The sequence below is a fragment of the Desulfovibrio desulfuricans DSM 642 genome (genome assembly GCF_000420465.1).
In the GTDB taxonomy this organism is placed as follows: Bacteria; Desulfobacterota; Desulfovibrionia; order Desulfovibrionales; family Desulfovibrionaceae; genus Desulfovibrio; species Desulfovibrio desulfuricans.
Map to the genome: position 1 here is coordinate 60158 of NZ_ATUZ01000018.1, position 24348 is coordinate 84505.

20 protein-coding genes are annotated in these 24348 nt (G+C 59.6%); 18 read left to right on the forward strand and 2 right to left on the reverse strand.

The window, feature by feature from the left end:
• The first annotated feature begins 30 nt into the window (after nt 1-30).
• The 3 genes from G449_RS17240 to G449_RS0113755 all read left to right on the forward strand — a co-directional run bounded on the left by G449_RS17240 (nt 31) and on the right by G449_RS0113755 (nt 2452).
• The gene (locus tag G449_RS17240; RefSeq protein ID WP_022659896.1) at nt 31-363 is read left to right on the forward strand and encodes a LysO family transporter; all 333 of its coding nucleotides are present in this window, start codon (nt 31-33) and stop codon (nt 361-363) included.
• A complete protein-coding gene (locus tag G449_RS0113745) occupies nt 353-952 on the forward strand; it encodes a LysO family transporter (RefSeq protein ID WP_022659897.1) in 600 nt (199 codons plus the stop codon). The genes G449_RS17240 and G449_RS0113745 overlap by 11 nt, the downstream gene beginning before the upstream one ends.
• 807 nt (nt 953-1759) lie before the next feature.
• Nucleotides 1760-2452, forward strand: a complete 693-nt coding sequence (locus G449_RS0113755) for a DVU0298 family protein (RefSeq protein ID WP_022659898.1) — start codon at nt 1760-1762, stop codon at nt 2450-2452.
• 130 nt (nt 2453-2582) lie between these two features.
• On the opposite strand, the gene G449_RS0113760 is transcribed toward G449_RS0113755, so the two are convergent.
• Nucleotides 2583-4424, reverse strand: coding sequence for a carbon starvation CstA family protein (locus G449_RS0113760; protein WP_022659899.1), 1842 nt, complete (start codon nt 4422-4424; stop codon nt 2583-2585).
• An 845-nt stretch (nt 4425-5269) separates the two neighbouring features.
• Between G449_RS0113760 and thiS the strand changes: the two genes are divergently transcribed.
• The 4 genes from thiS to thiF all read left to right on the forward strand — a co-directional run bounded on the left by thiS (nt 5270) and on the right by thiF (nt 8235).
• Nucleotides 5270-5470, forward strand: a complete 201-nt coding sequence (gene thiS, locus G449_RS0113765) for a sulfur carrier protein ThiS (protein WP_027181022.1) — start codon at nt 5270-5272, stop codon at nt 5468-5470.
• A gap of 66 nt (nt 5471-5536) precedes the next feature.
• On the forward strand, nt 5537-6325 hold the full coding sequence (locus G449_RS0113770; RefSeq protein ID WP_022659901.1) for a thiazole synthase: 789 nt from the start codon (nt 5537-5539) through the stop codon (nt 6323-6325).
• 70 nt (nt 6326-6395) lie between these two features.
• Nucleotides 6396-7514 carry a 2-iminoacetate synthase ThiH gene (gene thiH / locus G449_RS0113775; protein WP_022659902.1) on the forward strand — a complete coding sequence of 373 codons (1119 nt, stop codon included), beginning with the start codon at nt 6396-6398 and terminating at the stop codon, nt 7512-7514.
• 106 nt (nt 7515-7620) lie between these two features.
• Nucleotides 7621-8235 (forward strand): sulfur carrier protein ThiS adenylyltransferase ThiF, encoded by a 615-nt coding sequence (thiF, locus tag G449_RS0113780; protein ID WP_022659903.1) that lies wholly within the window; start codon nt 7621-7623, stop codon nt 8233-8235.
• A gap of 110 nt (nt 8236-8345) precedes the next feature.
• On the opposite strand, the gene G449_RS0113785 is transcribed toward thiF, so the two are convergent.
• Nucleotides 8346-9884: a methyl-accepting chemotaxis protein gene (locus G449_RS0113785; protein ID WP_022659904.1), complete on the reverse strand. Its 1539-nt coding sequence runs from the start codon at nt 9882-9884 to the stop codon at nt 8346-8348.
• Nucleotides 9885-10342: 458 nt separating this feature from the next.
• On the opposite strand from G449_RS0113785, the gene G449_RS0113795 reads away from it, so the two are divergent.
• The 11 genes from G449_RS0113795 (at nt 10343) to G449_RS0113845 (ending at nt 24042) form a co-directional block, all read left to right on the forward strand.
• The gene (locus G449_RS0113795; protein ID WP_022659906.1) at nt 10343-11065 is read left to right on the forward strand and encodes a ribosome maturation factor RimP; all 723 of its coding nucleotides are present in this window, start codon (nt 10343-10345) and stop codon (nt 11063-11065) included.
• Nucleotides 11066-11174: 109 nt separating this feature from the next.
• Nucleotides 11175-12488, forward strand: coding sequence for a transcription termination factor NusA (nusA, locus tag G449_RS0113800; RefSeq protein ID WP_022659907.1), 1314 nt, complete (start codon nt 11175-11177; stop codon nt 12486-12488).
• 49 nt (nt 12489-12537) lie between these two features.
• Nucleotides 12538-12738, forward strand: a complete 201-nt coding sequence (locus G449_RS0113805) for a DUF448 domain-containing protein (RefSeq protein WP_306666365.1) — start codon at nt 12538-12540, stop codon at nt 12736-12738.
• Nucleotides 12728-15718, forward strand: a complete 2991-nt coding sequence (gene infB / locus G449_RS0113810) for a translation initiation factor IF-2 (protein WP_022659909.1) — start codon at nt 12728-12730, stop codon at nt 15716-15718. The genes G449_RS0113805 and infB overlap by 11 nt, the downstream gene beginning before the upstream one ends.
• A gap of 210 nt (nt 15719-15928) precedes the next feature.
• A complete protein-coding gene (locus G449_RS0113815; protein ID WP_027181023.1) occupies nt 15929-16219 on the forward strand; it encodes a DUF503 domain-containing protein in 291 nt (96 codons plus the stop codon).
• Nucleotides 16206-17234, forward strand: coding sequence for a DHH family phosphoesterase (locus G449_RS0113820; RefSeq protein ID WP_022659911.1), 1029 nt, complete (start codon nt 16206-16208; stop codon nt 17232-17234). The genes G449_RS0113815 and G449_RS0113820 overlap by 14 nt, the downstream gene beginning before the upstream one ends.
• A gap of 108 nt (nt 17235-17342) precedes the next feature.
• Entirely contained in the window at nt 17343-18350 is a 1008-nt protein-coding gene (gene truB / locus G449_RS0113825) for a tRNA pseudouridine(55) synthase TruB (RefSeq protein WP_022659912.1), read from the forward strand.
• 24 nt (nt 18351-18374) lie between these two features.
• A complete protein-coding gene (gene rpsO, locus G449_RS0113830) occupies nt 18375-18644 on the forward strand; it encodes a 30S ribosomal protein S15 (RefSeq protein ID WP_022659913.1) in 270 nt (89 codons plus the stop codon).
• A 170-nt stretch (nt 18645-18814) separates the two neighbouring features.
• Nucleotides 18815-21055 carry a polyribonucleotide nucleotidyltransferase gene (pnp, locus tag G449_RS0113835; RefSeq protein WP_022659914.1) on the forward strand — a complete coding sequence of 747 codons (2241 nt, stop codon included), beginning with the start codon at nt 18815-18817 and terminating at the stop codon, nt 21053-21055.
• A gap of 67 nt (nt 21056-21122) precedes the next feature.
• Entirely contained in the window at nt 21123-22106 is a 984-nt protein-coding gene (locus tag G449_RS0113840; RefSeq protein WP_022659915.1) for a hypothetical protein, read from the forward strand.
• A gap of 367 nt (nt 22107-22473) precedes the next feature.
• Nucleotides 22474-24042: a sigma-54-dependent Fis family transcriptional regulator gene (locus G449_RS0113845; protein ID WP_027181027.1), complete on the forward strand. Its 1569-nt coding sequence runs from the start codon at nt 22474-22476 to the stop codon at nt 24040-24042.
• Nucleotides 24043-24348 lie beyond the last annotated feature (306 nt).

The following is a 24348-nucleotide window of genomic DNA, read 5'->3' on the forward strand; positions in this document are numbered from 1 at the left end:
CATGGGCGACCGAGAGGAGATTTTCTTTCCATGTTTATCGCGCTTGGACTCACCTTCCTTGGCATGGCCCTTGGCTTTCTGCTGCGCGGCCAGCCCTGGATTACCTCGCTGACACGCTGCGTTACACCCGCCATCATGCTGCTGCTTTTTGCGCTGGGCATCTCTGTGGGCAGCAACGAGCTGCTCATACAGTCCCTGCCACGACTTGGCGGCGCAGCTCTGGTTCTCACGGTAGCGGGCATTCTGGGTTCCTTAGCCTGCGCGGCGCTGATTCGCCGATTCTTCGCCAAAACGCCCACGCCTGCGGGGATTTCACCCCAGCAAAAGGCAACGGATGCAGAGGCGCGCAGTCATGAAAGGTAGCCTCATCATCCTGTTTTTTTTCTGCTCCGGCGTACTGCTTGCACGCATGGGGCTGATACCCACCTATCTGGTGGAGCACGACTTCACGATATACGCCCTGTGGCTGCTCATGCTGCTGGTGGGCATTTCCATCGGCTCCGACCGCAGGCTGGGCGAAATTCTGCGCACGCTGCGTCCGCGCGTTTTGTTGCTGCCGCTGGCAACCACGGTGGGCACCTTTACGGGCACGGCCCTCATGAGCCTGTTTCTTGCTTACAGCGTGAGCGAGTGCATGGCTGTGGGCGCGGGCTTTGCCTACTACTCGCTGTCGTCCATCTTCATTTCGCAGTACAAAGGGCCGGAACTCGGCACCATTGCGCTTATCAGCAACATTGCCCGCGAGCTCATCACCCTGCTGCTCACGCCCCTGCTTGCGCGATATCTTGGGCCGCTGGCGCCGATCTGTTGCGGCGGAGCCTCTACCATGGATACAACGCTGCCTGGTATTACCCGGTATTGCGGCAAAGACTGGCTTTTTGTTTCCATCGTACACGGCATGGTGCTGGATTTCAGCGTGCCGTTCTGGGTGATTTTTTTCTGTACCCTTTAGAATAGTCACCCCAATGCGGGAGGGTATTGAGCCTGTCAGGCTGATTTACGCAAACCCGACTTTTACGGCCTGAATGCGTCAGCGCCGGGATTTTGATGCTCACGGATTTAAGAGTAGATAAACTTTGAAAATATACATTTTCAAAGTTCAAGGCACGCCAGTTCCGGCACTTAACAGCGCAAATAAATTGCGCTTATGCCTTCACGGCGGGTGCCTGCTTTCGCAGTCACTAAAGCAATTTCAAAATAAAATTACTCAAGTACGCTGCGCTCAAAATCCCGGCGCTTCCTTTCCAGATCGCAAAAAACGTATTTTGCAAATTCGCCCAACACCAACCATCGCCTTCGCTCCGCTTTGGCGAGTATAAGGAAGGCGACTCCACGACCCGCTTCTGATCATGAATAGCATCCTGTTATTCGTAACTTTTCAATGACCAAGACTGACTGGGAATCTGGCTGAAACGGCCCCCCGCCCAAAGCGAAAACGGACTCTGGCATTTACGCGTCGCGGAGGAAGATCACCTGAGAGAGTGCAGCGAGTGAAGGAAGCTCCCGCAGCACAAGACGCGTGCCCTCGCAAACCCACGGTAATTGAAACCCCAAAGGGGGGGGGGACACCTGATCTGGGGGGAGTGCAGAGGGGGACGAGGAGGGGGCGCAGCCCCATAACCGACCCCCTTTGCCCCGCGCCGAGAGTGCGCAATCCCGCCGCAAGACGAAACACGTAACCAGATTCCTGCCTTGCCAGATCGCTCAAAAGCGCTCACTATAAACGCAAGCCTGAAAACAGACCGCGGAGGAACTGCTCATGGCCCGCATGCGATCTACAAAACAAAAGCTTAAAGAATGCCTTGTCAGCCCGCAGTGGCGTGAACACCTGGACGAAATCGCCCAAGGCGGCCTTGAAAATGTTGGGCCGCTCTTTTCCTTTCTTCTGCTCGGCCCCCAGACCATGCACCGCGCCGCTGTTGCGCTGGGGCAGGTAACGGCGCGCCTGATGCAGGAACAGCCGGAATCGGCCAGGAATATCATCCGCCGCCTCATGTGGCACCTCAACGAAGAATCCGGCAACATCGGCTGGGGCATCCCCGAGGCCTTTGCAGAAATCCTCGCTGCCAGCGAATCTCTGGCCAAGGATTTTCACCGCATTCTTATCAGCTACATCATTGATCTTGGCCGCGACGACAACTATTGCGACAACGACACCCTGCGCCGCTCCTGCTACTGGGCCATCGGGCGTCTTGCCCATACCCGCCCGCAGTTGTGCCTGACCGCCCGCCCCTGGCTGCTGAAAGGGCTGGAAGACGTTGACCCTGTCTGTCAGGGCATGGCCGCATGGGCGCTCAGCCAACTGCCGCCCGACCTCATGGACGCCCCTGCTTTGCGCCGTCTGGCCGAAGCGGGCAACACAGCCCCCTGCGAACTTTTTGACGGCGAAGATGTTTACGAAAAAACCGCCAGCCAGATTGCTGCCGAGGCCCTTGAGGGCAAGCTGAAGTAACGTTCTTCTTGGCGCACCCCGCAAGCCATTGTTGACCTTTGCCATAAATAGAAAGCTCCCCCGGAACCGCGAGATTCCGGGGGAGCTTTGTTATGCCAGCCGCAAGCGGCGGCTTTCAGTTATTCTTCTGCTATTCTTCGGCCAGGGCGCGCACGGGTTCGCCGTAAGCGTCGTTCACTGTTCCCTTGATATTCATAAGCTCAATCCAGCGGCGGATGGTGCCCACAAGCACGAAGACCATCAGCACCATGACCAGGCAGGCCAGGAAGGCAAGCAGATACTTGCCGCCGGGGATGTAGGTCGTGGTGACCTGCAAATAACCAGCCCAGAAAGTCACGGCGGTCAGGAAGATACCAGGGATGGCCGTAACTAGGCTGAGCTTGCCGCGGTTCATGCGCAGCAGCATGGAGGTGCACACGATCAGGGCGCAGCCCGCAAGCAGCTGGTTGCTCAGACCGAACAGGGGCCAGATGTTGCTGATGTTGCCGGTGTACATCAGATAGCCCCACATGGACGTGAAGATGAAGCTGGTGATGTAGACGCCGGGCATCCAGTTCTTGTCGCCAAAGGGCGCGTACACCTTGCCCAGCATTTCCTGCAGGAAGAAGCGGCCAACGCGGGTACCGGCGTCAATGGCGGTCAGGATGAAGACGGCTTCAAACATGACGGCAAAGTTGTACCAGTAGGCCATCAGGTGATCCATGTAGGGGATCTTGTGGAAAATGTGGGCCATGCCCACGGCCAGAGAAACTGCGCCGCCGGGGCGGGCATGCAGGTTCAGGCCGATCTTTTCTTCAAAAAAGCCCAGGTCGACAGTGTTCAGCGCGGGGTGCGCCGCAACCAGTGAGCTGAACTTGTCAGGGGTGGAGTTGATGGCAAAATAGTCGCCGGGCATCAGGGTGCAGGCGGCGATCAAAGCCATGATGGCAACAAAGCCTTCTGTAAGCATTGCGCCGTAACCCACAAAGAGGATATCGCGCTCGTTGCCGATCATTTTGGGCGTTGTGCCTGTGCCGATGATGGCATGAAAGCCGGACATGGCGCCGCAAGCGATGGTGATGAAGATAAAGGGCAATGCAGGCCCGCCGATCACGGGGCCACCGCCGTTAATAAAGGGGGTAACGGTGGGCATGAGGAGGATGGGCTGCACAAATATGATGCCCACGGCCAGCATAAGGATGGTGCCGATCTTGAGATAGGTGGAAAGATAGTCGCGCGGCACCAGCAGGAACCACACGGGCAGAACAGAAGCGAGAAAGCCGTAACCGGCGATGGCCAGAGCCACGGTGTTGCGGTCCCAGTCAAATGCCCAGCCCAGCACGTCCTTCTGCATGAGGTCATGACCGCTCAGAATACCCAAAACCAGCAGAACCAGGCCCACAAGGCTGGCAAGCAGAACGCTGTTCTGCTTGAAGCGCATGATCAGGCCCATGAGCATAGCGATAGGCATGGTGATGACCACGATAAACAGCGACCATGGCGCGTTGTGCATGGCGCTGATGCAGGCCAGCGAAAGACCCGCCAGAGTCAGAATAAGAATGCACAGCACGGCGATGCCCGCCACGGTACCCGTAACGGGGCCGACCTCGCGCTGGGCGATGGCCGAAAGGCTCTGGCCCTTGTGCCGTACGGAGGCGAACAGCACCACCATATCGTGCACCGCGCCGCCGAGCACGCAGCCAATCAGGATCCACAACGCGCCGGGCAAATAGCCGAACTGCGCGGCAAGCACAGGGCCAACCAGCGGCCCGGCAGCCGCGATGGCGGCAAAATGATGCCCGTAGAGAACAAATTCGTTGGTTTTGACGTAGTCGTGACCATCAGCAAAACGAACCGCTGGCGTAATACGGCCCGCGTCCAGTTTCAGAACCTTGTTTGCCAGAAAAATGCCATACACCCGGTAGGCAATGGCAAATATGCACAATGCCGCAAACACTAGCGTGATGGCATTAATGTGCTCCAAGCTTTCCATCGTGTCTCTCCCTGTTTTGTTCTTCTGGTCGCAGCCTGCAAATCATTCCAAAGCACACAGCCGCTACCTCAGAAAAACGCTACTGAATCCCGCGGAACAATGCACAGTCTGCTTCCTCCTTGCCAATGCGTCGGGCATTACAACCGCGACAAACCAGAACCCCCAGTTAACTGGTCAACATTGCTAATCATAAACTTTCCTGCTTTTCGCGTACCCCCATTAAATTGCGCTGTCCATACAAATTGTTTGCGCAAGGCCAATGCCGCACTTTCGGCCAAACGCCAATCACCATATATCTTGCACAGTTTAATGGAAAAGGCTTCTGGTGCACTCTGTTTATACAGTACTTTGCTCGGTTACCGAAGACAGATTGCCTGCATTCACAAAGGCCCCGCAGCGATGTGAAAATTTTCACTCTTTTCGTGAATCCATGCAAGAACTTTGTTGCGGGCTTGTCTGTACCGCGCAAACCCGCCCCATCGCGGCAATCGGAATGTAGTAGCGCCGGGTTGCTGCCTATCGTTGGCGCGTTTTGCTTGCATTCCTCCCGGCCTGGGCCTAAAGTCGAAAAACCGGCTGGGGGAGCCTCAAAGGCTGAGAAAGGGTGATAGCGCCCTGACCCCTAGAATCGCGCAAAACAACGCGGTTCTGCACCTGACGCGGATAGTGCCGACGAAGGGAAGCTGGCCAACCTGCATTTATTTGCAGGATTGTGCTCGCCCGCAGCCGTAATGGTTTTTGCGGGCATTTCTGTTTTATGCCGTCCGGCATCAACCGCCCCGCAGGACCATTACAACCTCAACCTCGGAAAGCAGCCCCGCGGCTGTTTTCCTCTGGAGGCGCGTATGGATGTCACAGTCAACGGGGAAACCGAAGCCATTGCCGAACCATGCAGCGTTGCCGAACTTCTGACGGCGCGCGGACATGATACGGCACGGGTTGTCGTTGAACGCAACGGAGAAATCCTGCCCCGCGAGCGTTTTGCCCAAACCCTGCTCTGCGGGGGCGACAGTCTGGAGATCGTGCACTTTGTGGGCGGCGGATAAGAGGCCAAACCTGTTTCCGGCCCAGCACACCATCCTTTTACCAGCACATCCCAGACGGAGAGCACAATGAACGATCCCTTCATTATTGGCGGCGTCACCCTTACAAGCCGTCTTTTCATTGGTACCGGCAAATACGGAGCCGACAGCCTCATTCCTTCAGTGGCCGAAGCCAGCGGCGCGCAAGTCATCACCGTGGCCATGCGCCGTGTGGACAAACAGGGCGAAAAGCAGGCTTCCAGCCAGGGCATCATGGGGCATATCCCCGCCCATATGCGGCTGTTGCCCAACACCTCGGGCGCGCGAACCGCTGAGGAAGCCGTGCGTCTGGCCCGGCTGGCCCGCGCTGCGGGTTGCGGCGACTGGATAAAAATCGAGGTCATTTCCGACACCCGCCATCTGCTGCCCGACGGCTACGAAACCGCCAAGGCCACGGAAATCCTCGCTAAAGAAGGCTTTACCGTTCTGCCCTACATCAATCCAGACCTGTACGTGGCGCGGGCCTGCGCCAATGCCGGCGCGGCTGCCGTCATGCCGCTGGGTGCGCCCATCGGCACCAACAGGGGCCTGCGCACCAAGGAGATGGTGGGCATCCTGATTGAAGAAATCGACCTGCCCATTGTGGTGGATGCGGGCATTGGCCGCCCCTCGCAGGCATGCGAGGCCATGGAAATGGGCGCGGCGGCCTGTTTGGTAAACACGGCCATTGCCTCGTCCAGCGATCCCGTCAGCATGGCCCGCGCATTCGGCGCGGCGGTTCGGGCCGGGCGCGATGCATGGCTGGCTGGCCCCGGCGCGGTCAAAGCGCAGGGCCAGGGCGCGGAAGCGTCTTCACCGCTGACGGGATTTCTCCGCTAACGCTTGCAATACATTGCCATGTTGACCGCCAGCCAAACCGCTGGCAGCCGACCGCTTATAAGGATCACACATGGAAACTTTTCAGGAATATTTGCAGGCGTGGCCTTCAGCCCGCCGGGCAGAGGGAGCCGCGCGCGCCACAGAAGCGGATGTGCTGGCCGTGCTGCAAAAGGAAATTTTGCAGCCAGCCGATCTCCTTACCCTGCTTTCGCCTGCGGCTGCCCCGCACCTTGAGGCCATGGCACGCCGCGCACGCGATCTGACCCTGCGCTTTTTTGGCAAGGCCGTGAACATCTTCACGCCGCTCTACATCTCCGATGTCTGCACCAACCAGTGCCGCTACTGCGGATTCAATGCCAAAAACAAGCAGCCACGCCGTCATCTGAGTATTGATGAGGCCGCTGCGGAGGCGGACGTTATCGCCGACAAGGGCTTTCAGCACATCCTGCTGCTGACGGGCGATGCGCGGCATTTGTCCTCGCCGCAATATATCGCGGATGCGGCTCGCCGCATCAAACCCCGCTTTGCCTCGGTGGGCGTGGAAGTCTATTCGCTCACCACCGAGGAATATGAACTGCTGGTGGACGCAGGCGTGGACAGCATGACCATGTTTCAGGAGACGTATAATCCGGAACTTTACGCATGGCTGCACCCCGTTGGCCCCAAGCATGATTATGGTTTCAGGCTCAATGCGCCGCAGCGCGCGGCAGAGGGCGGCATCCGCTCCATCGGCGTGGGCGCCTTGCTGGGGCTGGAATCTTTTGAGCAGGATGCCTTTGCCACCGGCCTGCACGCATGGTGGCTGCAAAGGCGCTATCCCGGCGTGGACATAAGCGTTTCCATCCCGCGCATCTGCCCGCATGAAGGCAACTTTGACGTGCAGCACGGCGTGGACGACCGGCATCTTGTACAATATGTTACGGCCATGCGCTGCTTCTTGCCGCGCGCGGGCATCACCTGCTCCAGCCGCGAAAGCGCCTTTATGCGCGATCATCTGGTGCCTATCGGCGTAACCCGTGTTTCCGCCGGTGTTTCCACTGCCGTGGGCGGCCGCGCAACCGAGGATTTGCACAATCCCGGCCAGTTTGAGATCACCGACCGCCGCAGCCTTGAAGAAATGGCGGCCTCCCTCGCTGGCATAGGCTATCAGGCTGTGCTTAAAGACTGGGAAGACCCGGTGGCTGTATAAAAACACTGTTTGCAGTTATGGCGCGGCGGTCTGGTGCACACCGGGCCGCCGTTTGGACACATGCGGAAAAATCCGCACCAGAACATTCAACGTACGGATCCACGCCATGCACAATGCACTTCACAACGGCCTTGCCCGCTACCTCAGCCCCGACCAACTGGAGGCCCTGCGTGCCGCCCGCGTGGGCATTGCCGGGGCGGGAGGGCTTGGCTCAAACGCAGCCCTGATGCTGGCCCGCAGCGGCGTGGGCAATCTGGTGCTGGTGGACGATGACGTGGTGGACGCCTCCAATCTCAACCGCCAGCAGTACTGGCCCCGGCATGTGGGCCGCCCCAAGGTCGAAGCCCTGGCAGAGCTGCTGCTGGAACTGAACCCCGAAATTGGCGTGGAGGCGCGGCGTATGCGCCTTGACCAGAACAACATGGCCGAGGTGCTGCCCGCCTGCCCCATCTGGGTGGAAGCCTTTGACGGGCCGGATGACAAGACCCTGCTGGTGGAAACAGCCCTGCTCGGCGGCTACCGCATAGCCAGCGCATCGGGCATGGGCGGCTGGGGCGGCAAAGCCATGGGCAAACGCTACCTTGGCAATCTGGTACTGGTGGGCGACTTTAGCACAGATATCCTGCTGGCCCCGCCGCTTGCCCCCCGTGTGACCGAAGCTGCCGCCCTGCTGGCTGACGCCGTGCTTGAGATGGTGCTGGGCGTGAATGAGCAAACATAAGAACTGCCAGACATTTTTGGCCACAAAAGACCCGTTCCAGACAGATATTACGCGCTTATCGCTCTATCCGGCTGCAACGGGTCTTTTACTGCCTTGAGGCAAAAATTCTGCTACACTTTCAGTTGCGCTGTCAGGTCTTCCAGCTTGTCGGTCAGCTCCTGAAGCTTGTCGGTTTCCATGCTGGCCTGGCCCATGGATTGGGACGTGTCGGCCACCATATGGTTGACCTGATCAATGGTGTGGGTGATCTGTTCGCTGGCGGCTGACTGCTCTTCACTGGCAGCGGCGATGGCCTTGACCTGCCCCACGGTATTTTCCACCGTACCCACGATGGCGTCCAGCGCCTCGCCAGACTGCTTGGCATAATCTGTGGCCTGCTCCACCTGCTGCACGGCATTATCCATGGATGACATGCTCTTGGCGGCGCTTTGCTGAATGGCCTCAATGGCTCGGCCCACATCCGTGGTGGAAGCCATGGTTTTTTCTGCCAGTTTGCGCACTTCATCGGCCACCACGGCAAAACCGCGTCCGGCTTCGCCAGCACGGGCCGCTTCAATGGCGGCGTTGAGAGCCAGCAGGTTGGTCTGGTCGGCAATATCCGAGATAACGTTCATGATCTCGGTAATGGCTCTGGCATGCGATTCCAGCGTGGCCATATCCGTACGCAGTTCAAGCGTGACACGGTGCACGTTTTCAATGCCGTGCAGGGCGTTCTGCACAACTTCCGCCCCTGTGGTGGCCTTGGACATGGTGTGGCCTGAAGCTTCGGCGGCCTTATCCGCATTGCCGGCAACTTCCTGCACTCTGGCGTTCATGTGGCCCATGGAGGAGGCGGCCTCTTTAAGCTGCCCCGCGGCAATGGCGGCATTTTTGTCCGACTGCCGGATGCTGCCGGTAAGGGCCACCACGATCTCGGCCAGTTCATCCATGGTTTCTTCCAGCGCCTGGGCCACTTCGGCCATACGCTGGTTCTTCTCCGTGATCTGCCGCTGCGCCTCGTTAAGCGCGGTCATGTCCACATACACGCACATGCCGCCAATACAGGCCCCTTCGGCATTGTAGATGGGGAACACGTTGGCGAGCACGTTGACCTTGCCGCCCTTGTGTCCGCCGATGGTCACTTCAAGATTCTTGAAGCACTCGCCCGTGGCCATGCTCTTGCCCACGGCGGTTTTGCGAGTGGGATCGTTATAAAACAGATGGGCCAGGGTTTTGCCAAGGCAGGACTCAATGCTGTCGTCGATTTCCAGCATGTTCAGACATGCCTTGTTGGTGCTGAGCGCGCGCTCGTTGGTGTCCACCAGCAGGAACGGCATGGGCAGGCCACGCAGAATGCCGTCTTTGTATTCCCTGTCGTTTTTAAACGCCTGCCGCAGGTCTTCAAGGCTTGTAAACAGCGGAGCAAGTGAGGGGTCGGTATTGTTCAGGCCTCGGCCTGGATTGGCTGCCACGGCGCAGACAGCTTCACCAGCCTGACGCAAAGCCCCGCCAGCAAGCGCACGCCCGGCAGCAAACGCGCCAAAAGCCGCCACAAGGGCGCTCACTATAACAGCCAAAACGGGCAAACCCGCCAGTTGAGTTACGCCAAAGCCAAGACCCGCTGCCAGCAGCGCTGATGCGCAACTGTACAAAAGGAATTTACCGTTCACAGAGCCACCTCGCTTTTAAACGCAAAAACTTTTTATGCGTGGCAAAAACTTGCCGTCAGCATGCCATCGTTTACAAAAAGGTACAGCAGCCCCCTAATGCCGCTGTCCCGGACTATTCTCTTCTCACTCTGCATTTCGGCAGTTTTTTGAAAAAAATTAGTTTTCAGAAAAAAAAGGGCCATTTTTACCATTTGGTGGTATCCATACTTCATCAATCAAGGTACGACAACTCGCCTTGGTATATCTTGCCCGCATTGCACAAACATCTTGACAATTTTTTTTCACCAAGATAATGAAACTCATTCAAAGCGGCTGGCGTTCGCGCCACTGCTACATCCTGATGCGGAACGCAGTTCCTGCGGGGTGGCCTGAATGGGCCCCCTTTTTTTTGTCCTTGTGACAGGGCAAACCCGCCAGGCAAGCGCATTTTCAGCGCAAAGGAATGCTCTAAGAAACGAATGACCGACGACGTACTCAAAGAAACCATCACCCGTTTGGCCGAGCCCCTCGCAACATCGCTGGGCCTGGTTATCTGGGGAGTGGAAATCGTCCGCGCCGGGCGCACAGTGGTTCGGCTCTTTGTAGACGTGCCGTTTTCTGCGGAATCCGACACCCAGCCCACCCCCGTCGACACCGACGACATTGATGCGCCAGCCCTGGTCGCGCTTTCTGCCACCCTTGAGCAGTGCGAGCATATCTCGCGCCATATCGGCCTCGCCCTTGAGGTGGAAGATACCATTCCCGAGGCGTACGTGCTGGAGGTTTCCACCCCCGGCCTGACGCGACTTTTCTTCAGCCTTGATCAGATGCGCCATTATATTGGCGATGTGGTGGAAGCCCGTCTGCTCAGGGCCGTTGCCATCAACGAGGGTGCGCCCGAAGGGCCCAACCCCTCCCACGGCGGCCCCCGCCGCCTGTGGCGCGGCACCCTGCTTTCCATTGAAGAAAATGCTTTCACCCTGGCGCCAGCCACCATCTCGCCCGAGGGCGAGGTGACACCCGAAAACCTGCCGCCGGTCAGCATCCCCTGGGATTCCGTGCGCAGGGCAAGCCGCATGTATATTTTCAGGCAGCCGCAAAAGCCTGGCAAGGGCCGCGCAAAAGCGCCCGCCGCCAAGGCTGCGACCAAGCCCCGCAAGGAAAAGAAAACAAAATCCAGTGGTTCTGAAGAGAACCAGTAAAACCTGACGCAACTGCACACTCGCTTGGCATGGCCAGAAGAACTGGCCGCCGTGAACAGGGCAGGAACCAGAGATATTTTCGCCGCAGCGCCAGCAGCCGGAGGCACCCATGAATCTTGAACTTAAAAAGGCCATTGACCAGATCAGCAAGGACAAAGGCCTTGACCGCAACATGCTCATCGACACGCTCGAAGACGCGGTGCGCACTTCTGTGCTGCGCCGCTTCAGCGAAGATATGGACGTGGAAGTTACCTACAATGACGAAACAGGCGACATTGAGGTCTACCAGTTCAAAATCGTCATGGCCGACGACGACTTTGCCAATCCTGACACGCAGATCGAATACTCTGAAGCGATCAAGCATGATCCTTCCGTGCAGGTGGACGACGAAATGGGCTTCCGCGTCAAGGTCGAAGACCTTGGCCGCATTGCCGCCCAGTCTGCCAAGCAGGTTATCATCCAGCGCATGCGTGATGCGGAGCAGGAAATCATCTACACCGAATACAAGGACCGCGTGGGCGAAATTGTATCCGGCATCGTGCAGCGCCGCGACAAGGGCGGCTGGGTTGTAAACCTTGGCCGCACCGAGGCCATACTGCCCCGTGAGGAACAGATTCCCCGTGAACATTACAAGCGCGGCGACCGCGTGCAGGCCCTCATCATTGAGGTGCGCCAGGAAGGGCGCGGCCCGCAGGTTGTTGTTTCGCGTTCGCACCGCGACTACATGGCCGCCCTGTTCCGCCGCGAAGTGCCCGAAGTTGACGATGGCGTGGTGCAGATCATGGGCGTTGCCCGCGATCCCGGCTCCCGCGCCAAGGTTGCCGTGCTCTCGCGAGAGCGCGATGTGGACCCCGTGGGCGCATGCGTTGGCGTGCGTGGTTCGCGCATTCAGAACATCGTGCAGGAACTGCACGGCGAACGCATCGACATCGTTGTCTGGAGCGCAGACATCGCCACCTATGCCCGCAACTCCCTGGCCCCGGCCCTGGTTTCACGCATTGTGGTGGACGAAGAAGAAAATCTTCTGGAAGTCATCGTGCCTGACGATCAGCTCACCAACGCCATCGGGCGCAAGGGACAGAACGTCAAGCTTGCCGCGCGCCTGCTGGGCTGGAAGGTCGATATCTTTACTGAAACCCGCTACAATGAGGCCAATGCCATCGGGCACGGCCTTGAACAGGTTGCCAGCGTGGCGGAAGTTTCCATTGAAGCGCTTCTGGCCGCGGGCTACAGCTCGCTGGACAACCTGCGCGAGGCCACGGACCAGGAACTGTCTGACAAGCTCACTATCAGCGCATCGCGCATTGCCGACCTGCGCTCGGCCATCAACTTCCTGGCCCCGATTGTGGAGAGCACTCCCGAATCCTCGGCAGTGGAGCTGAAAATGCCCGCCGCCACGGAAAGCGGAGATGCAAAAGAATAACGCTGCGCCCGTTGAAGTCGGGGAGCAGGCCTGTGACGGGCCGGAGCGCATGTGCGTCATCTGCCGCCGCCGCTTTCCCAAGGCCGATCTCGACCGCCACGTATTGGCGGAGCAGGGAATTTTGACTTTAGACGCAGAAAAAACCAGACCGGGCAGAGGCTGGTATGTATGTTCCGATCCTGTCTGCGCGGCCAAGTTCGCGAAATTCAGACCCGGAACACGGCGCAAGGGGGGAAAACATGTCCGATGATAAAATTAAAATTAAGGATCTTGGCGGGAATATCTCGCAGGATCCCAAGGATATACTGCGTGTCGCGCGTGAGCTCGGCCTGCCGGTAAAATCCGCTACTGGTTCCGTCACCTCAGAGGAGGCCACTCGCTTGCGCGACTACTTTGCCGAACAGAAACAGGTTGATGCGGAGCGCGCGGGTTCGCAGCGCGACGTCATCGTGCGCCGCCGCCGCAAGGACTCCCCGCAGGAAGCCGAAACCGCAGCGCAGGAAACCCCCGTTGCCGCATCGGTTGAAACCGAAGCGCCCAAGGAAACTGCCCCGGTGGTAGAAGCCGTGGCCGAAGCGGCACCTGCCGCTGCCGAGCCAGTTGCGCCCAAGGCTTCCAAGCCCGCGCAGGAAACGGCCCCCGCCGCCGAACACAAGGCCCGCAGCGTCAAGCCTGCCAAGGTTGTCTCGCCCGCTCGCGTCATCAGCCGCCCCAGCGATCAGAAAGAACCCGAGGTTGTGGAAGCTCCGGCTCCCGCCGCTGCGGAGTCTGCTCCTGCGCCTGAAGCAGCGCCAGCCGACACTGTGGTGGAAACAGCAACGACGGCAAAGGCTCCGGTTGAAAAGTCCCACGCCGACAAGGCTGAAGCCCAGGACAAGGCCGCCAAGGCTCGTGTGGCGCGCCCCGATGCCTCGGCCATGCCCGAAGGCTCGTCCGCGCCTACCCTGCCCCAGCGTCCTGCCGAAGCCCGCGCCGGTGAAGACGGAGAGGAAGGCGCCGCGCCCCGCCGCGCGCCCCGTGCAGAAGCCCCGGCAACGCCGCAGGTTCGCATTATTTCCCGTCCTGTTCCCGGCGCTACGCCCTCGCAGGATGCCCGCCCCGCCCGCACTGGCGACAGCCGCCCCGGCGGCTATCCGCCCAGAGACGGCGCTGGCAGGCCTCCCCGTCCCGGCGGTCCCCGTCCTGGCGGCCCCGGTGGCCCCGGCGGCGCACCGCGCTCTGCTGGCGGCCCCCGCCCCGGCGGCCCCGCAGGCGGCTTTGGGCAGCAGGCAGCGCCTGCTTCCCCTTCCGACACCCGTGATGGACAGAGCAAGAAAAAGCGTCTCAAGGGTCGCCGTACAGTTGATTTTCAGCAGGGTGATTTTGGTCGCCGCAGCGATGATGACGACAGTGGTCGCCTGAACAGGGGCAAAGGCCGCCGCAAGTCGGGCCGTTCTTCTGTGGTGCAGCAGTCCACCCAGCCGCTCAAGGCCGCCAAGCGCAAGATCCGGATTACCGAAGCCATCCGCGTTGCCGACATGGCCCACCAGATGGGCCTCAAGGCCAACGAGATCATCAAGGTACTTTTTGGTCTTGGCATCATGGCGACCATCAACCAGACGCTGGATATCGACACCGCCACCCTGGTGGCCGCCGAATTTGGCTACGAAGTTGAAAAAGTCGGCTTTTCTGAAGACGATTATCTGGTTCCCAAGGAAGTGGACGCGCCTGAAACTCTCAAGCCGCGCCCGCCTGTTGTTACCATTATGGGTCACGTTGACCACGGTAAAACCTCGTTGCTCGACGCCATACGCAAGTCCAACGTCACCAGCGGCGAAGCCGGCGGCATCACCCAGCACATCGGCGCATACCACGTGAAGACCAAGCGCGGCGAAATCGTGTTCCTCGACACGCCCGGCCACGAAGCCTTCACCGCCATGCGCGCCCGAGGCGCTCAGGTCACCGACCTTGTTATCCTTGTGGTCGCCGCCGATGACGGCGTCATGGAGCAGACCCGCGAAGCCATCAACCACTCCCGCGCCGCCAATGTTCCCATTATGGTGGCCGTGAACAAGATGGACAAGCCCGGGGCCGAGCCTGACCGCGTGTTGCGCGAACTGGCCGAGCTTGGTTTGCAGGCCGAAGAATGGGGCGGCGACACCATCGTTGCCAAGGTCTCGGCCAAGAGCCGCATGGGTCTGGACGAACTGCTCGAAATGGTGGCCCTCCAGTCTGAAATCATGGAGCTCAAGGCCAACCCCGACAAGCCCGCTCGCGGTCATATCGTGGAAGCCAAGCTTGATAAGGGCCGTGGCCCCATCGCCACAGTGCTCATTCAGGAAGGCACCCTGCGCCAGGGCGACAGCTTTGTGTGCGGCACCTTCTCGGGCCGTGTGCGCGCGCTCATGAGCGACCAGGGCAAGAAGGTCAAGGACGCCGGTCCCTCGCTGCCTGTGGAAGTGCAGGGTTTTGAAGGGGTGCCGGAAGCCGGTGAAGAATTCTTTGTGGTGTCCGACGAAAAGGTCGCCCGCCGCATCGCCGATTCCCGCGCTGTGAAGCAGCGTGAACGCGATCTGGCCTCCGAATCGCGCGTCACCCTTGAAACCTTCCTGTCGCAGCGCAAGTCCGATCAGGAAACCCTGACCCTCAACCTTGTGGTCAAGGCGGACGTGCAGGGCAGTCTGGAAGCCATCACCGAAGCTCTGAACAAGCAGAGCACGGAAAAGGTGCGCATCAATGTGGTGCACGGCGGCACAGGCGCGATCACGGAATCCGACATTCTGCTGGCTTCTGCATCGCAGGCCATCATTATCGGCTTCAACGTGCGTCCCACTTCCAAGATCAAGGATGTGGCCGACCACGAAAACGTGGATATCCGCTTCTACGAGATCATTTACAAGCTCGTGGACGATATCAAGTGCGCCATGGCTGGCATGCTCGCCCCTGTGCAGCGTGAAGTGTACCTCGGCCAGGCCGAAGTGCGCGATACCTTCAGCGTGCCCAAGGTCGGCGTCATCGCCGGTTCCTACGTGGCTGACGGCAAGATCGCCCGTAATGCCGGTGTGCGCCTGCTGCGCGACGGCGTGGTGGTCTACACTGGCAAAATCTCTTCCCTCAAACGCTTCAAGGACGACTCCAAGGAAGTGGTTAAGGGCAACGAGTGCGGCGTAGGCCTTGAAAACTTCAACGACGTGAAGATCGGCGACATCATTGAAGCCTTTGAAACCGTCGAAGAAGCCGCCACTCTTTAAATATTGATCTATGGGAAGGGAGGCCGCGAACTGGCCTCCCTTCTTTTTTGCATACATGCCTTTGACAGCCAGCCCAACAGGCCATATCTGTAGTTCTCGGCTATGCCGGAAAGTGCCCGTGGGGCCAAAAGCACGCCGCCTACCCCTTGCCGCCACAAGGCGACAAGCCTGCAAAAAGCCTTTCGCCCGGCAGGAATCCAGCCTATGGCCATGTTTATGGCGGTTCTTACCGTAGAATTCAGCCTGGAAGGCAACGATAATCTCAAGGCCAAGCGCCGTGTTGCCAACAGCCTGAAACAGAAGACCAGAAACAAATTCAATGTAGCCATAGCCGAAGCGGGAACAGAAGACAGCCTCTCCCGTCTGCGGCTTGCAGTGGTATCCATTTCCAACAGCGAGAGCCATCTGCGAAGCCGCATGGACAAATGCGCGCTCATGATGGAAGCGGTCTGCCCCGAGGAAATGACGGATAGCCAGGTGGAGATATATGCAGCGGACTGAACTCATTCCCCCGCAATTCCGTGAAGGTGCGGAACGCATGGCCGAAGCTTTTCGCCATGTGGATCAGGTTATTGTGGCCGCCCATGTGAACCCTGACGGCGATGCAGCTGGCGCGGTGGCGGCTGCTGGGCATATCCTGCGCTCCATGGGCAAGGAATTCATGCTCTACGCCCAGCCAGGCCTGCCAGGATATCTGGATTTTTTTTCCACGCCGGGCGTTGTGCACACTACGCTTGAGCATCCGCCCTTCAAGCCGCGCTGCGCGGTGCTGCTTGACTGCGGCGAACCCGAGCGCCTTGGCCGCGAGCTGGCGGGCCGCCTGCCGGATCTGCAAACCCTGAATATTGACCACCACCTCGGCGGCAACGGCATGGGGAGCATGGCAAACTGGGTTGACCCCCAGGCAGCGGCCACTGCCCAGCTCATGGCCTATGTGGCTCTGGCCGCAGGCCTTCCCCTCACTGGCGAGCTGGCAAACGGCCTGGCCCTTGGCATCATTACCGACACCGGCGGCTTCTGCCACGGTAATACCAGCGCCGAGGTGCTCTACCTCACGGCCCATCTGGTTGAGCATGGCTGTAATATTGCCCAGTTGCGCGAACATCTTGAAAACAGCTGGAGCCGTGGCCGCCTGACCCTCTGGGGCCAGCTTTTGCAGCGGGCGCAACTTGAGCGCAACGGCAGCGTCTGTTTTTGCCCCGTGTATCTTGAAGACCTGCGCAAATGCGGCGCGCTGAAGGAAGACCTTGAAGGCTTTGTGGAGCAACTGCGCCGTTTGCGCGGCGTTCAGGTGGCCGCAGTGCTGCGGGAGGATTCCCCGGCCTGCTGCAAGTTCAGCCTGCGCTCTTACGGCGCGGTAGACGTGCGCGCGGCGGCGGCCAGACTTGGCGGCGGCGGGCACCGCAATGCCGCAGGCGGCACTGTGCGGGCCGATATGGATGCGGCAAGCGCCCAGTTGCTGGCTGCCATAGCTGAAGAACTGGATGCCGAAGAGCTGGGTTCGACCTGCGAGTAACGGTTTTCTGCTTTTTTCTCGGTTTTGAGGCTCGCCAGGGGGCTTTGCCGCCGATATTTTTTTGACTTATGCCCGCTCTGCGGCTATGGTTACAACTTGCATATGAGTATGACCAAAGCGGCTACTGCCGCACCCAGCACCCCAGACCAGCAGCCGGAAAAAAGCACCGGGGCGGCCCAGTTGCCCCAGCAGCACGGCATTCTGGTGCTGCGCAAGCCCTCCGGCCCCACCTCGGCCCGTTGTCTCACGGCTATCAAACGACTTGGGCAAAAAAAGATCGGGCATGCGGGCACTCTTGATCCTTTGGCATCAGGGGTTCTGCTTGTTTTGCTGGGGCAGGCCACCAAACTTTCAGGCCATCTGCTGGCTGGCGGCGGCAAGGTTTACAGCGGCACGTTGCGGCTGGGCCAGACCACCGACACCTGGGATATTGAAGGCAAGGTAGTGGCCGAAGCGCCGTGGGAGCATGTGCGCGAAGCTGACGTGCGCCGCGAAGTTGCCGCGTGGCTTGAGCTTGCCGAGCAGGCCGTGCCGCCCTATTCAGCGGCCAAGCACGAAGGTCAGCCGCTCTACAAACTGGCGCGCAAGGGCGTAGAAGCCCCTGCCAAGGTCAAACGCATTAAAATTTCGCAGGCGGAAACACTCAAGGTGAGTCTTCCGTTTGTGAGCTTTCGGGTCGCTTGCAGTTCTGGCACCTATATACGCTCCCTGGCCCACAGCTTGGGGACGCGCTTAGGGTGCGGAGCCGTGCTCACAGAACTGACCCGGGAGTATAGTCACCCCTTCGGCCTCGATGTGGCCCGCGATCCTGCGGATTTCACGGCTGATCCCACCCTGTTGCCCGGTTGCGTGCGTCCCATTGCGGAAGCACTGCCCCACTGGCGCAAGGTGGAACTCACGCCGGATGAAGCCGCTCGTGTGCGCAACGGCATAGCCGTGCCTTGCCGCCCGGAAGCACCCGCGCAAGCGGATGCCCCCGAGCAGGGCGCGACAGGTGTCGAGCCTGCGGAAGGCTTTGCGCTGCTGCTTGAACAGGGCACTGCCCTGGCTCTGGCGCAGCTCGAAACCACGCCCGCTGGCTCATGTTGGACCGTGTTGCGGGGACTTTGGAACTAACCCCGACTATCAAGGAGTACTGCTGTGGTAATGGATGCCAGCGACAAGAAAACGGTTATTGATGCCCACGCCAAACACGAAGGCGATACCGGTTCCCCGGAAGTTCAGGTAGCTCTGCTCACCGCCCGTATTGAAGACCTCACCGGTCACTTCAAAGAACACAAGAAGGACTTCCACTCCCGCACCGGTCTGCTCAAGCTGGTTGGCCGCCGTCGCAACATTCTGAACTATCTGAAGAAGAAAGACGTTCAGCGTTACCGCGCTCTTATCGAAAAGCTCGGTCTGCGCAAGTAAGACTTCTGTCGCGCAAGGGGGAGCCAGCGCTCCCCCTTGTTGCTTGAATCAACCCCATCGAGGGTACAAAACGCGAAGAAGGGGGGTCCGGGAAAATCAGGCAGAGGCCACAGGCCGATGATCTGCCCGCTTTTGCCGGAATCCCCTTCGCACTACGCAAAGGAATTTTTATGTATCAAGATATTTTTGAACCCATCAGGGTTACAGCCATGGTCGGCGGCAAGGAAGTTATCCTTGAAACAGGTCGTATGGCCAATCAGGCCCACGGTTCTGTGTGGATTCAGTGCGGCGGCACCGTGGTGCTCGTCACCGTGTGCTCACAAACGCTTGAATTCGACAAGGGTTTCTTCCCCCTTACCGTGGAATACTCTGAAAAAATGTACGCCGCTGGCCGCATCCCCGGCAGCTTCTTCCGCCGCGAAATCGGCCGCCCCTCCGAGCGTGAAACCTTGGTTTCCCGCCTGATTGACCGCCCGCTGCGCCCGCTTTTTCCCAAAAAAGGCCTGAACGAGGACGTGCAGGTTCTTGCCAGCGTCATCTCTGCCGATCAGGTGAACGACTCCGACGTGCTGGCCCTCACGGGCGCTTCCGCCGCGGTCATGCTTTCGCCCCTGCCCTTTGACGGCCCGGTGGCCGGTGGCCGCATTGCCCGCATCAATGGTCAGTTTGTGCTGAACCCCACCTTTGAGCAGCAGGAACAGAGCGACCTCAACATCGTGTTTGCCGCCTCTGCCGATGCGCTCACCATGGTGGAAGGCGAAGCCCGCTTTGTGCCCGAAGAAGTCATCATCGACGCTCTTGAATGGGGCCGCCAGCAGATTCAGCCCCTGGTTGAAGCCCAGCTCAAGCTGCGCGAACTGGCTGGCAAGCCCAAAATGACCTTTACCCCCCACGCCGACGACCCGGTTCTGGTTGCCCGCGTGAAGGAACTGGCCCTTGCCGCCGGTCTGGAAGAAGCCCTGCGCGTGCCTGAAAAAATGGCCCGCAAGGACGCCCGCAAGGCAGTGAAAGAAAAGGTCATGGAAAACCTCAAGAACGATCCGGCCTGGGCCGAAAACGACGCCGCGCTCAAGAGCGTGGGCGACATGCTCTCCGACCTGGAAAAGAAGCTGGTGCGCGCCCGCATTGTCAACGAAGGTACGCGCATTGACGGCCGCGACACCAAGACCGTGCGCCCCATCCAGATTCAGACCGGCCTGCTGCCCCGCGCCCACGGCTCTGCCCTGTTCCGCCGCGGCGAAACCAAGTCCCTGGTTGTGACCACCCTTGGTTCTTCCACCGATGAACAGCGCATGGATTCGCTCACTGGCGACGTGACCAAGCGCTTTATGCTGCACTACAACTTCCCGCCTTTCTCTGTGGGCGAGGTCAAGCCCGTGCGCGTTTCGCGCCGCGAAATCGGCCACGGCGCCCTGGCTGAAAGGTCCCTGCGCCCCGTGCTGCCCGCTGACGCTGATTTTCCCTTTACCCTGCGCGTTGTGTCCGAGACTCTCGAATCCAACGGCTCTTCCTCCATGGCTGCCGTGTGCGGCGGTTCGCTTTCGCTCATGGATGCGGGCGTGCCCATCAGCGCCCCTGTGGCCGGTGTGGCCATGGGCCTCATCAAGGAAGGCGACAAGTTCATCGTGCTCACCGATATTCTTGGTGACGAAGACGCCCTCGGCGACATGGACTTCAAGATCGCTGGTACCGCAGAAGGCGTGACCGGCGTGCAGATGGACATCAAGATCACCGGCCTCACCACCGAGATCATGCGCGCCGCCATGAAGCAGGCCCACGAAGGGCGTCATCACATTCTGGAAGAAATGGCCAAGGCCATTGGCGAACCACGCAAGGAACTTTCGCGCTTTGCTCCCCAGCATGCCGAAGTGTTCGTGAACCCGGACATCATCCGCCTCATCATTGGCCCCGGCGGCAAGAACATCAAGGCCATCACTGCGGCTACCGGCGCTTCAGTGGATATCGAAGACACTGGCCGCGTTTCCATCTTCGCCCCCACGGCTGAAGCTCTGGAAAAAGCCCGCGAAATGGTTTCGTACTATGACCAGCGCCCCGACCTCGGCAAGAACTATCTTGCCAAGGTGCGCAAAATCATGGAAATCGGCGCCATCGTGGAAGTGCTGCCCAATGTGGAAGCCCTTGTGCACGTGTCGCAGCTTGACGTTAACCGCGTGGAACAGCCCGGCGACGTGGCTCGCCTTGGCGAAGACATGATGGTCAAGGTCATTGAAATCAACGGCGACCGCATCCGCGCCAGCCGCAAGGCCGTGCTGCTTGAAGAGCAGGGCCACCCCTGGAATCCCGAAGAAACCGCCCGTCCTCCCCGTTCCGACAGGGGCGACCGTGGCGACAGAAATGGCCGTGGTGACCGTGGCGGGCGTGACCACCGCGACCGTGGCGACAGACGTTAAAATATATTGCGCGCAGGCCGGATACCCTCCGGCCTGCGCCCTGACCGCGCGATGAAAGGAATATTTCATGGCCAAAAAAGCTGAAAACAAAATTCAGGCTGCCGAAACCGAAGCCGAAGAATGGGTTAGGGTTGACAGCGAAGGCAATCCTCTTGCCGATCAGGCTCCTACTGCCGAAGAGCTGGAAGCCAAACTGGCTGCCGCCAACCGTGGGCATACAGAAACCCTGGGCGATGCCTGGGCTGTGCTGACGGGGCAAAACCCCGCCGCCATCATGGGCCAGATTGCCACCACCGTCATGCACGACGGCGGAACCCGCCCCTCCTGGCAGTGGAAACGCGACGGCAAGGATCACATTCTGCTGGCATGGCCGCAGGATCAGCCCGTCAGGGCTGCCGTGCTTGTGGCTGGCGTGGAAGGGGAAAAGCTTGCCCCTGTTACCGCCACCCCCCTGCTTGAAGGGCTGCCCAACGACCTCACGGTCGACAAGGTGCACCCCTGGCAGACCGGCGTTGAGGCCAACGTGGCCGTGACCATGCTTGAGGGCAAAAACCCCATGTGGTTTTACGACCCTCTGTATGGACGCGACAAGGACGACCTCACCCCCGGCGTCATGCACACTTTTTTGCTGGCTGGCCTCGCCCTTGGCCTGCGCAAGGCCCTGCTTGACGAAATCACAATCACCCAGGGCGTGCGTTACGAGGCCTATGCCGAGGCATGGCTTGCCGAAAACCCCGGCAAAACCCGCCTGGACGTGCCGCCTCTCAAGGTGAGCGTCAGCAATCGTCACCTCATCATGCCTGGCCGCAACTTCTGCGAATACCAGATGCGCGCCACCATTGAAGAAGTGAAAGACTGCCAGCTTGAAAAAATGCCCGTAAAGCTGCTCTACCTCAGCTTTCCCTTTGAGGACAGGCAGCCCATGCGTCTGGCTGTTTACGCCTCCAAGATGGTTCTGGGCGACTACGAACCTGAAGCGGGACACGAGATTGATGCCTATGTGTGGCTGCAAGGCCGTATCATTGACATTGACCAGGGACCGCAGCAATAATCTTCTGAAGGGCCGCGCCACGGGCGTGGCCCTTCAACACTCTGTGGCGGAGCCGCCCTGCCGCCAGCTATGAAGCGGCCCGTTTCAGAACAATCAGCCCCACAGGGGCCACTGTGGCCTGGGATTGCACCATCTGCAAGCCGACAACAGGTCAGACCATATCCGCATCTTCCCCCTCAGTCTGCATCAGCGGGCACCATTTGCCGCGATGCCTGATGTGCCGTTCCGTATTGCAGCAATTTTACTTGAGATTGCTCATGTTACTGCGTGAGCAGATGCCCGCCACCAAGGCGTAACGCAGCTATGGACAATGTTCGGCAACTTCGGAAAACAGCGCCGTACTCACGCCGCATTGAGCAGGGGACATATGCAAGAAGCCCATTTCGCAGCGCCCTTCATGGGCACAGGGCAGTGCCTCGACACCCTTAACCGGGTGTTGGCCGCCCTATCGCCGGGCCATTCCTTTCGTGATTCTCTACAGGAGCTGCTGGCGGCTCTTGCAGAAGACATGCACTTCGACAGACCCCACATTGTGGTTCAGGATCCCGAAAGCGGCGAGCTCAAGCTCTCGCTTTCATACGGCCCTGCGGACGCGCCCGAGGCCGCCTATGAGCCGGGATCAGGCATCACTGGTCAGGTTTTTGCCGAGGGCAGGCCCATTATTGTTTCATGCATGCAGGGGCGGCCCGACTTTCAGAACCGCCTTTTTGGCCGCAGTCAGGAAGAAATGGCGCGGCTGGCATTCATAAGCGTGCCGGTGCGCGTTGAAAATGCCGACCAGACGGAAGTTATCGGCACCCTGAGCGCCGATACCCCCACCGCGCCAGAATCTGAACTGGATCTGCGCTGCCGCTTCCTCGAAACAGTAGCCACTCTTGTGGGCCGACAGGTGGCCCGTTTGCAGGAGGAAATGGCGCGCCAGCATTTCTGCATGCTGCCCGATGAACCGCTTGTCAGCGGCACGCCAGCCTCGGTCATTGCCACCTCCAAGAGCTTGCGGCACGTGCTGCGCCGCCTTACCCAGGCCGGGGCCAGCCGCGCAACCGTGCTGTTGCGCGGGGAGTCGGGCGTGGGCAAAGAACTGATGGCCCAGGCCCTGCACACAGCAAGCCCTCGGCGCACGCAGCCGCTGGTCATGCTCAACTGCGCCGCCCTGCCCTCAGAACTCATTGAAGGCGAGCTTTTTGGCTGGCGCAAAGGCGCATTCACTGGCGCGGTGCAAAACCGTGCTGGCCTTTTCCGCCAGGCAGACAAGGGCACGCTGTTTCTGGATGAAATCGGCGACCTGTCCACCACCGCCCAGGCAAAGGTGCTGCGCGCCCTTCAGGAAGGCGAAATCCAGCCTCTTGGCGATGAACGCCGCTACAAGGTGGACGTGCGCCTTGTCTGCGCAACCAACCGCCCGCTGGAAGAACTGGTGGAGCAGGGGCTGTTCCGCGAGGATCTGTACTACCGCATCAATGTCTTTCCCGTGTTCATTCCGCCGCTGCGCGAAAGGCCGGAAGATATTTTGCCCCTCACGGAGCATTTTCTGCGCATGTTCAGCAAGGAATACGACCGCCCGGTACGGCGCATTTCCACGCCTGCCATCGACCTTTTGCTGCAATACCACTGGCCCGGCAACGTGCGTGAACTGAAAAACGTCATGGAACGCGCCGTGCTCATCTGCGAGGATGCCGTGCTGCGCGCCCATCACCTGCCCAGCACCCTGCAAAGCGCAGAGAGCAGCAGCACCGGCCCCACGGGCGGCGACCTCGGCTTTAACGAAACCATCGCCCGGGTGGAGCAGGAATTTATTGTGGACGCCCTCAAAAACGCCCGTGGCAACATCCATCAGGCCGCGCGCGATCTGGGCATCACCTACCGCATCATCTATTACAAGATGAAAAAATACGGCATAGACCACCGCCGTTTTGCGCCTTCCACGCCAGCATAACGCCCCAAACCGATGCAGGACATACACACTTCACCCCCGGCCCGGCAGATTACAAGTCTGCCGGGCCGGGGGTGCTTTTTTGCGTGGACGTTCGGAGCTGTGGGCCGGACAGACAGCACCACTCCGAAGTCGTACAAAAATGTTTTAAAATCTCCAGATTTTACAAAAATGTTTTAACATTAGCGTGCCCATAAAAAATTTATCAAATTATTACGCAATATTACGCAAAATACGGTCTTGGAACGCCTCTTGCTTAACTATGTGCTGTAGCAAGCAGCGCGGCAACCATGGGGGTGCGCCGCGTCA

Excerpts from the sequence above, each read along its gene's own strand:
- G449_RS0113815 (WP_027181023.1), top strand. The coding sequence starts at position 15,929 with ATGTTTATGGCGGTTCTTACCGTAGAATTCAGCCTGGAAGGCAACGAT.
- G449_RS0113755 (WP_022659898.1), top strand. The coding sequence starts at position 1,760 with ATGGCCCGCATGCGATCTACAAAACAAAAGCTTAAAGAATGCCTTGTC.
- G449_RS0113760 (WP_022659899.1), bottom strand. The coding sequence starts at position 4,424 with ATGGAAAGCTTGGAGCACATTAATGCCATCACGCTAGTGTTTGCGGCA.
- thiH (WP_022659902.1), top strand. The coding sequence starts at position 6,396 with ATGGAAACTTTTCAGGAATATTTGCAGGCGTGGCCTTCAGCCCGCCGG.
- thiF (WP_022659903.1), top strand. The coding sequence starts at position 7,621 with ATGCACAATGCACTTCACAACGGCCTTGCCCGCTACCTCAGCCCCGAC.
- thiS (WP_027181022.1), top strand. The coding sequence starts at position 5,270 with ATGGATGTCACAGTCAACGGGGAAACCGAAGCCATTGCCGAACCATGC.
- pnp (WP_022659914.1), top strand. The coding sequence starts at position 18,815 with ATGTATCAAGATATTTTTGAACCCATCAGGGTTACAGCCATGGTCGGC.
- G449_RS0113745 (WP_022659897.1), top strand. The coding sequence starts at position 353 with ATGAAAGGTAGCCTCATCATCCTGTTTTTTTTCTGCTCCGGCGTACTG.
- G449_RS0113770 (WP_022659901.1), top strand. The coding sequence starts at position 5,537 with ATGAACGATCCCTTCATTATTGGCGGCGTCACCCTTACAAGCCGTCTT.
- G449_RS0113840 (WP_022659915.1), top strand. The coding sequence starts at position 21,123 with ATGGCCAAAAAAGCTGAAAACAAAATTCAGGCTGCCGAAACCGAAGCC.
- G449_RS0113845 (WP_027181027.1), top strand. The coding sequence starts at position 22,474 with ATGCAAGAAGCCCATTTCGCAGCGCCCTTCATGGGCACAGGGCAGTGC.
- infB (WP_022659909.1), top strand. The coding sequence starts at position 12,728 with ATGTCCGATGATAAAATTAAAATTAAGGATCTTGGCGGGAATATCTCG.
- truB (WP_022659912.1), top strand. The coding sequence starts at position 17,343 with ATGACCAAAGCGGCTACTGCCGCACCCAGCACCCCAGACCAGCAGCCG.
- G449_RS0113795 (WP_022659906.1), top strand. The coding sequence starts at position 10,343 with ATGACCGACGACGTACTCAAAGAAACCATCACCCGTTTGGCCGAGCCC.
- nusA (WP_022659907.1), top strand. The coding sequence starts at position 11,175 with ATGAATCTTGAACTTAAAAAGGCCATTGACCAGATCAGCAAGGACAAA.
- G449_RS17240 (WP_022659896.1), top strand. The coding sequence starts at position 31 with ATGTTTATCGCGCTTGGACTCACCTTCCTTGGCATGGCCCTTGGCTTT.
- G449_RS0113820 (WP_022659911.1), top strand. The coding sequence starts at position 16,206 with ATGCAGCGGACTGAACTCATTCCCCCGCAATTCCGTGAAGGTGCGGAA.
- G449_RS0113805 (WP_306666365.1), top strand. The coding sequence starts at position 12,538 with ATGTGCGTCATCTGCCGCCGCCGCTTTCCCAAGGCCGATCTCGACCGC.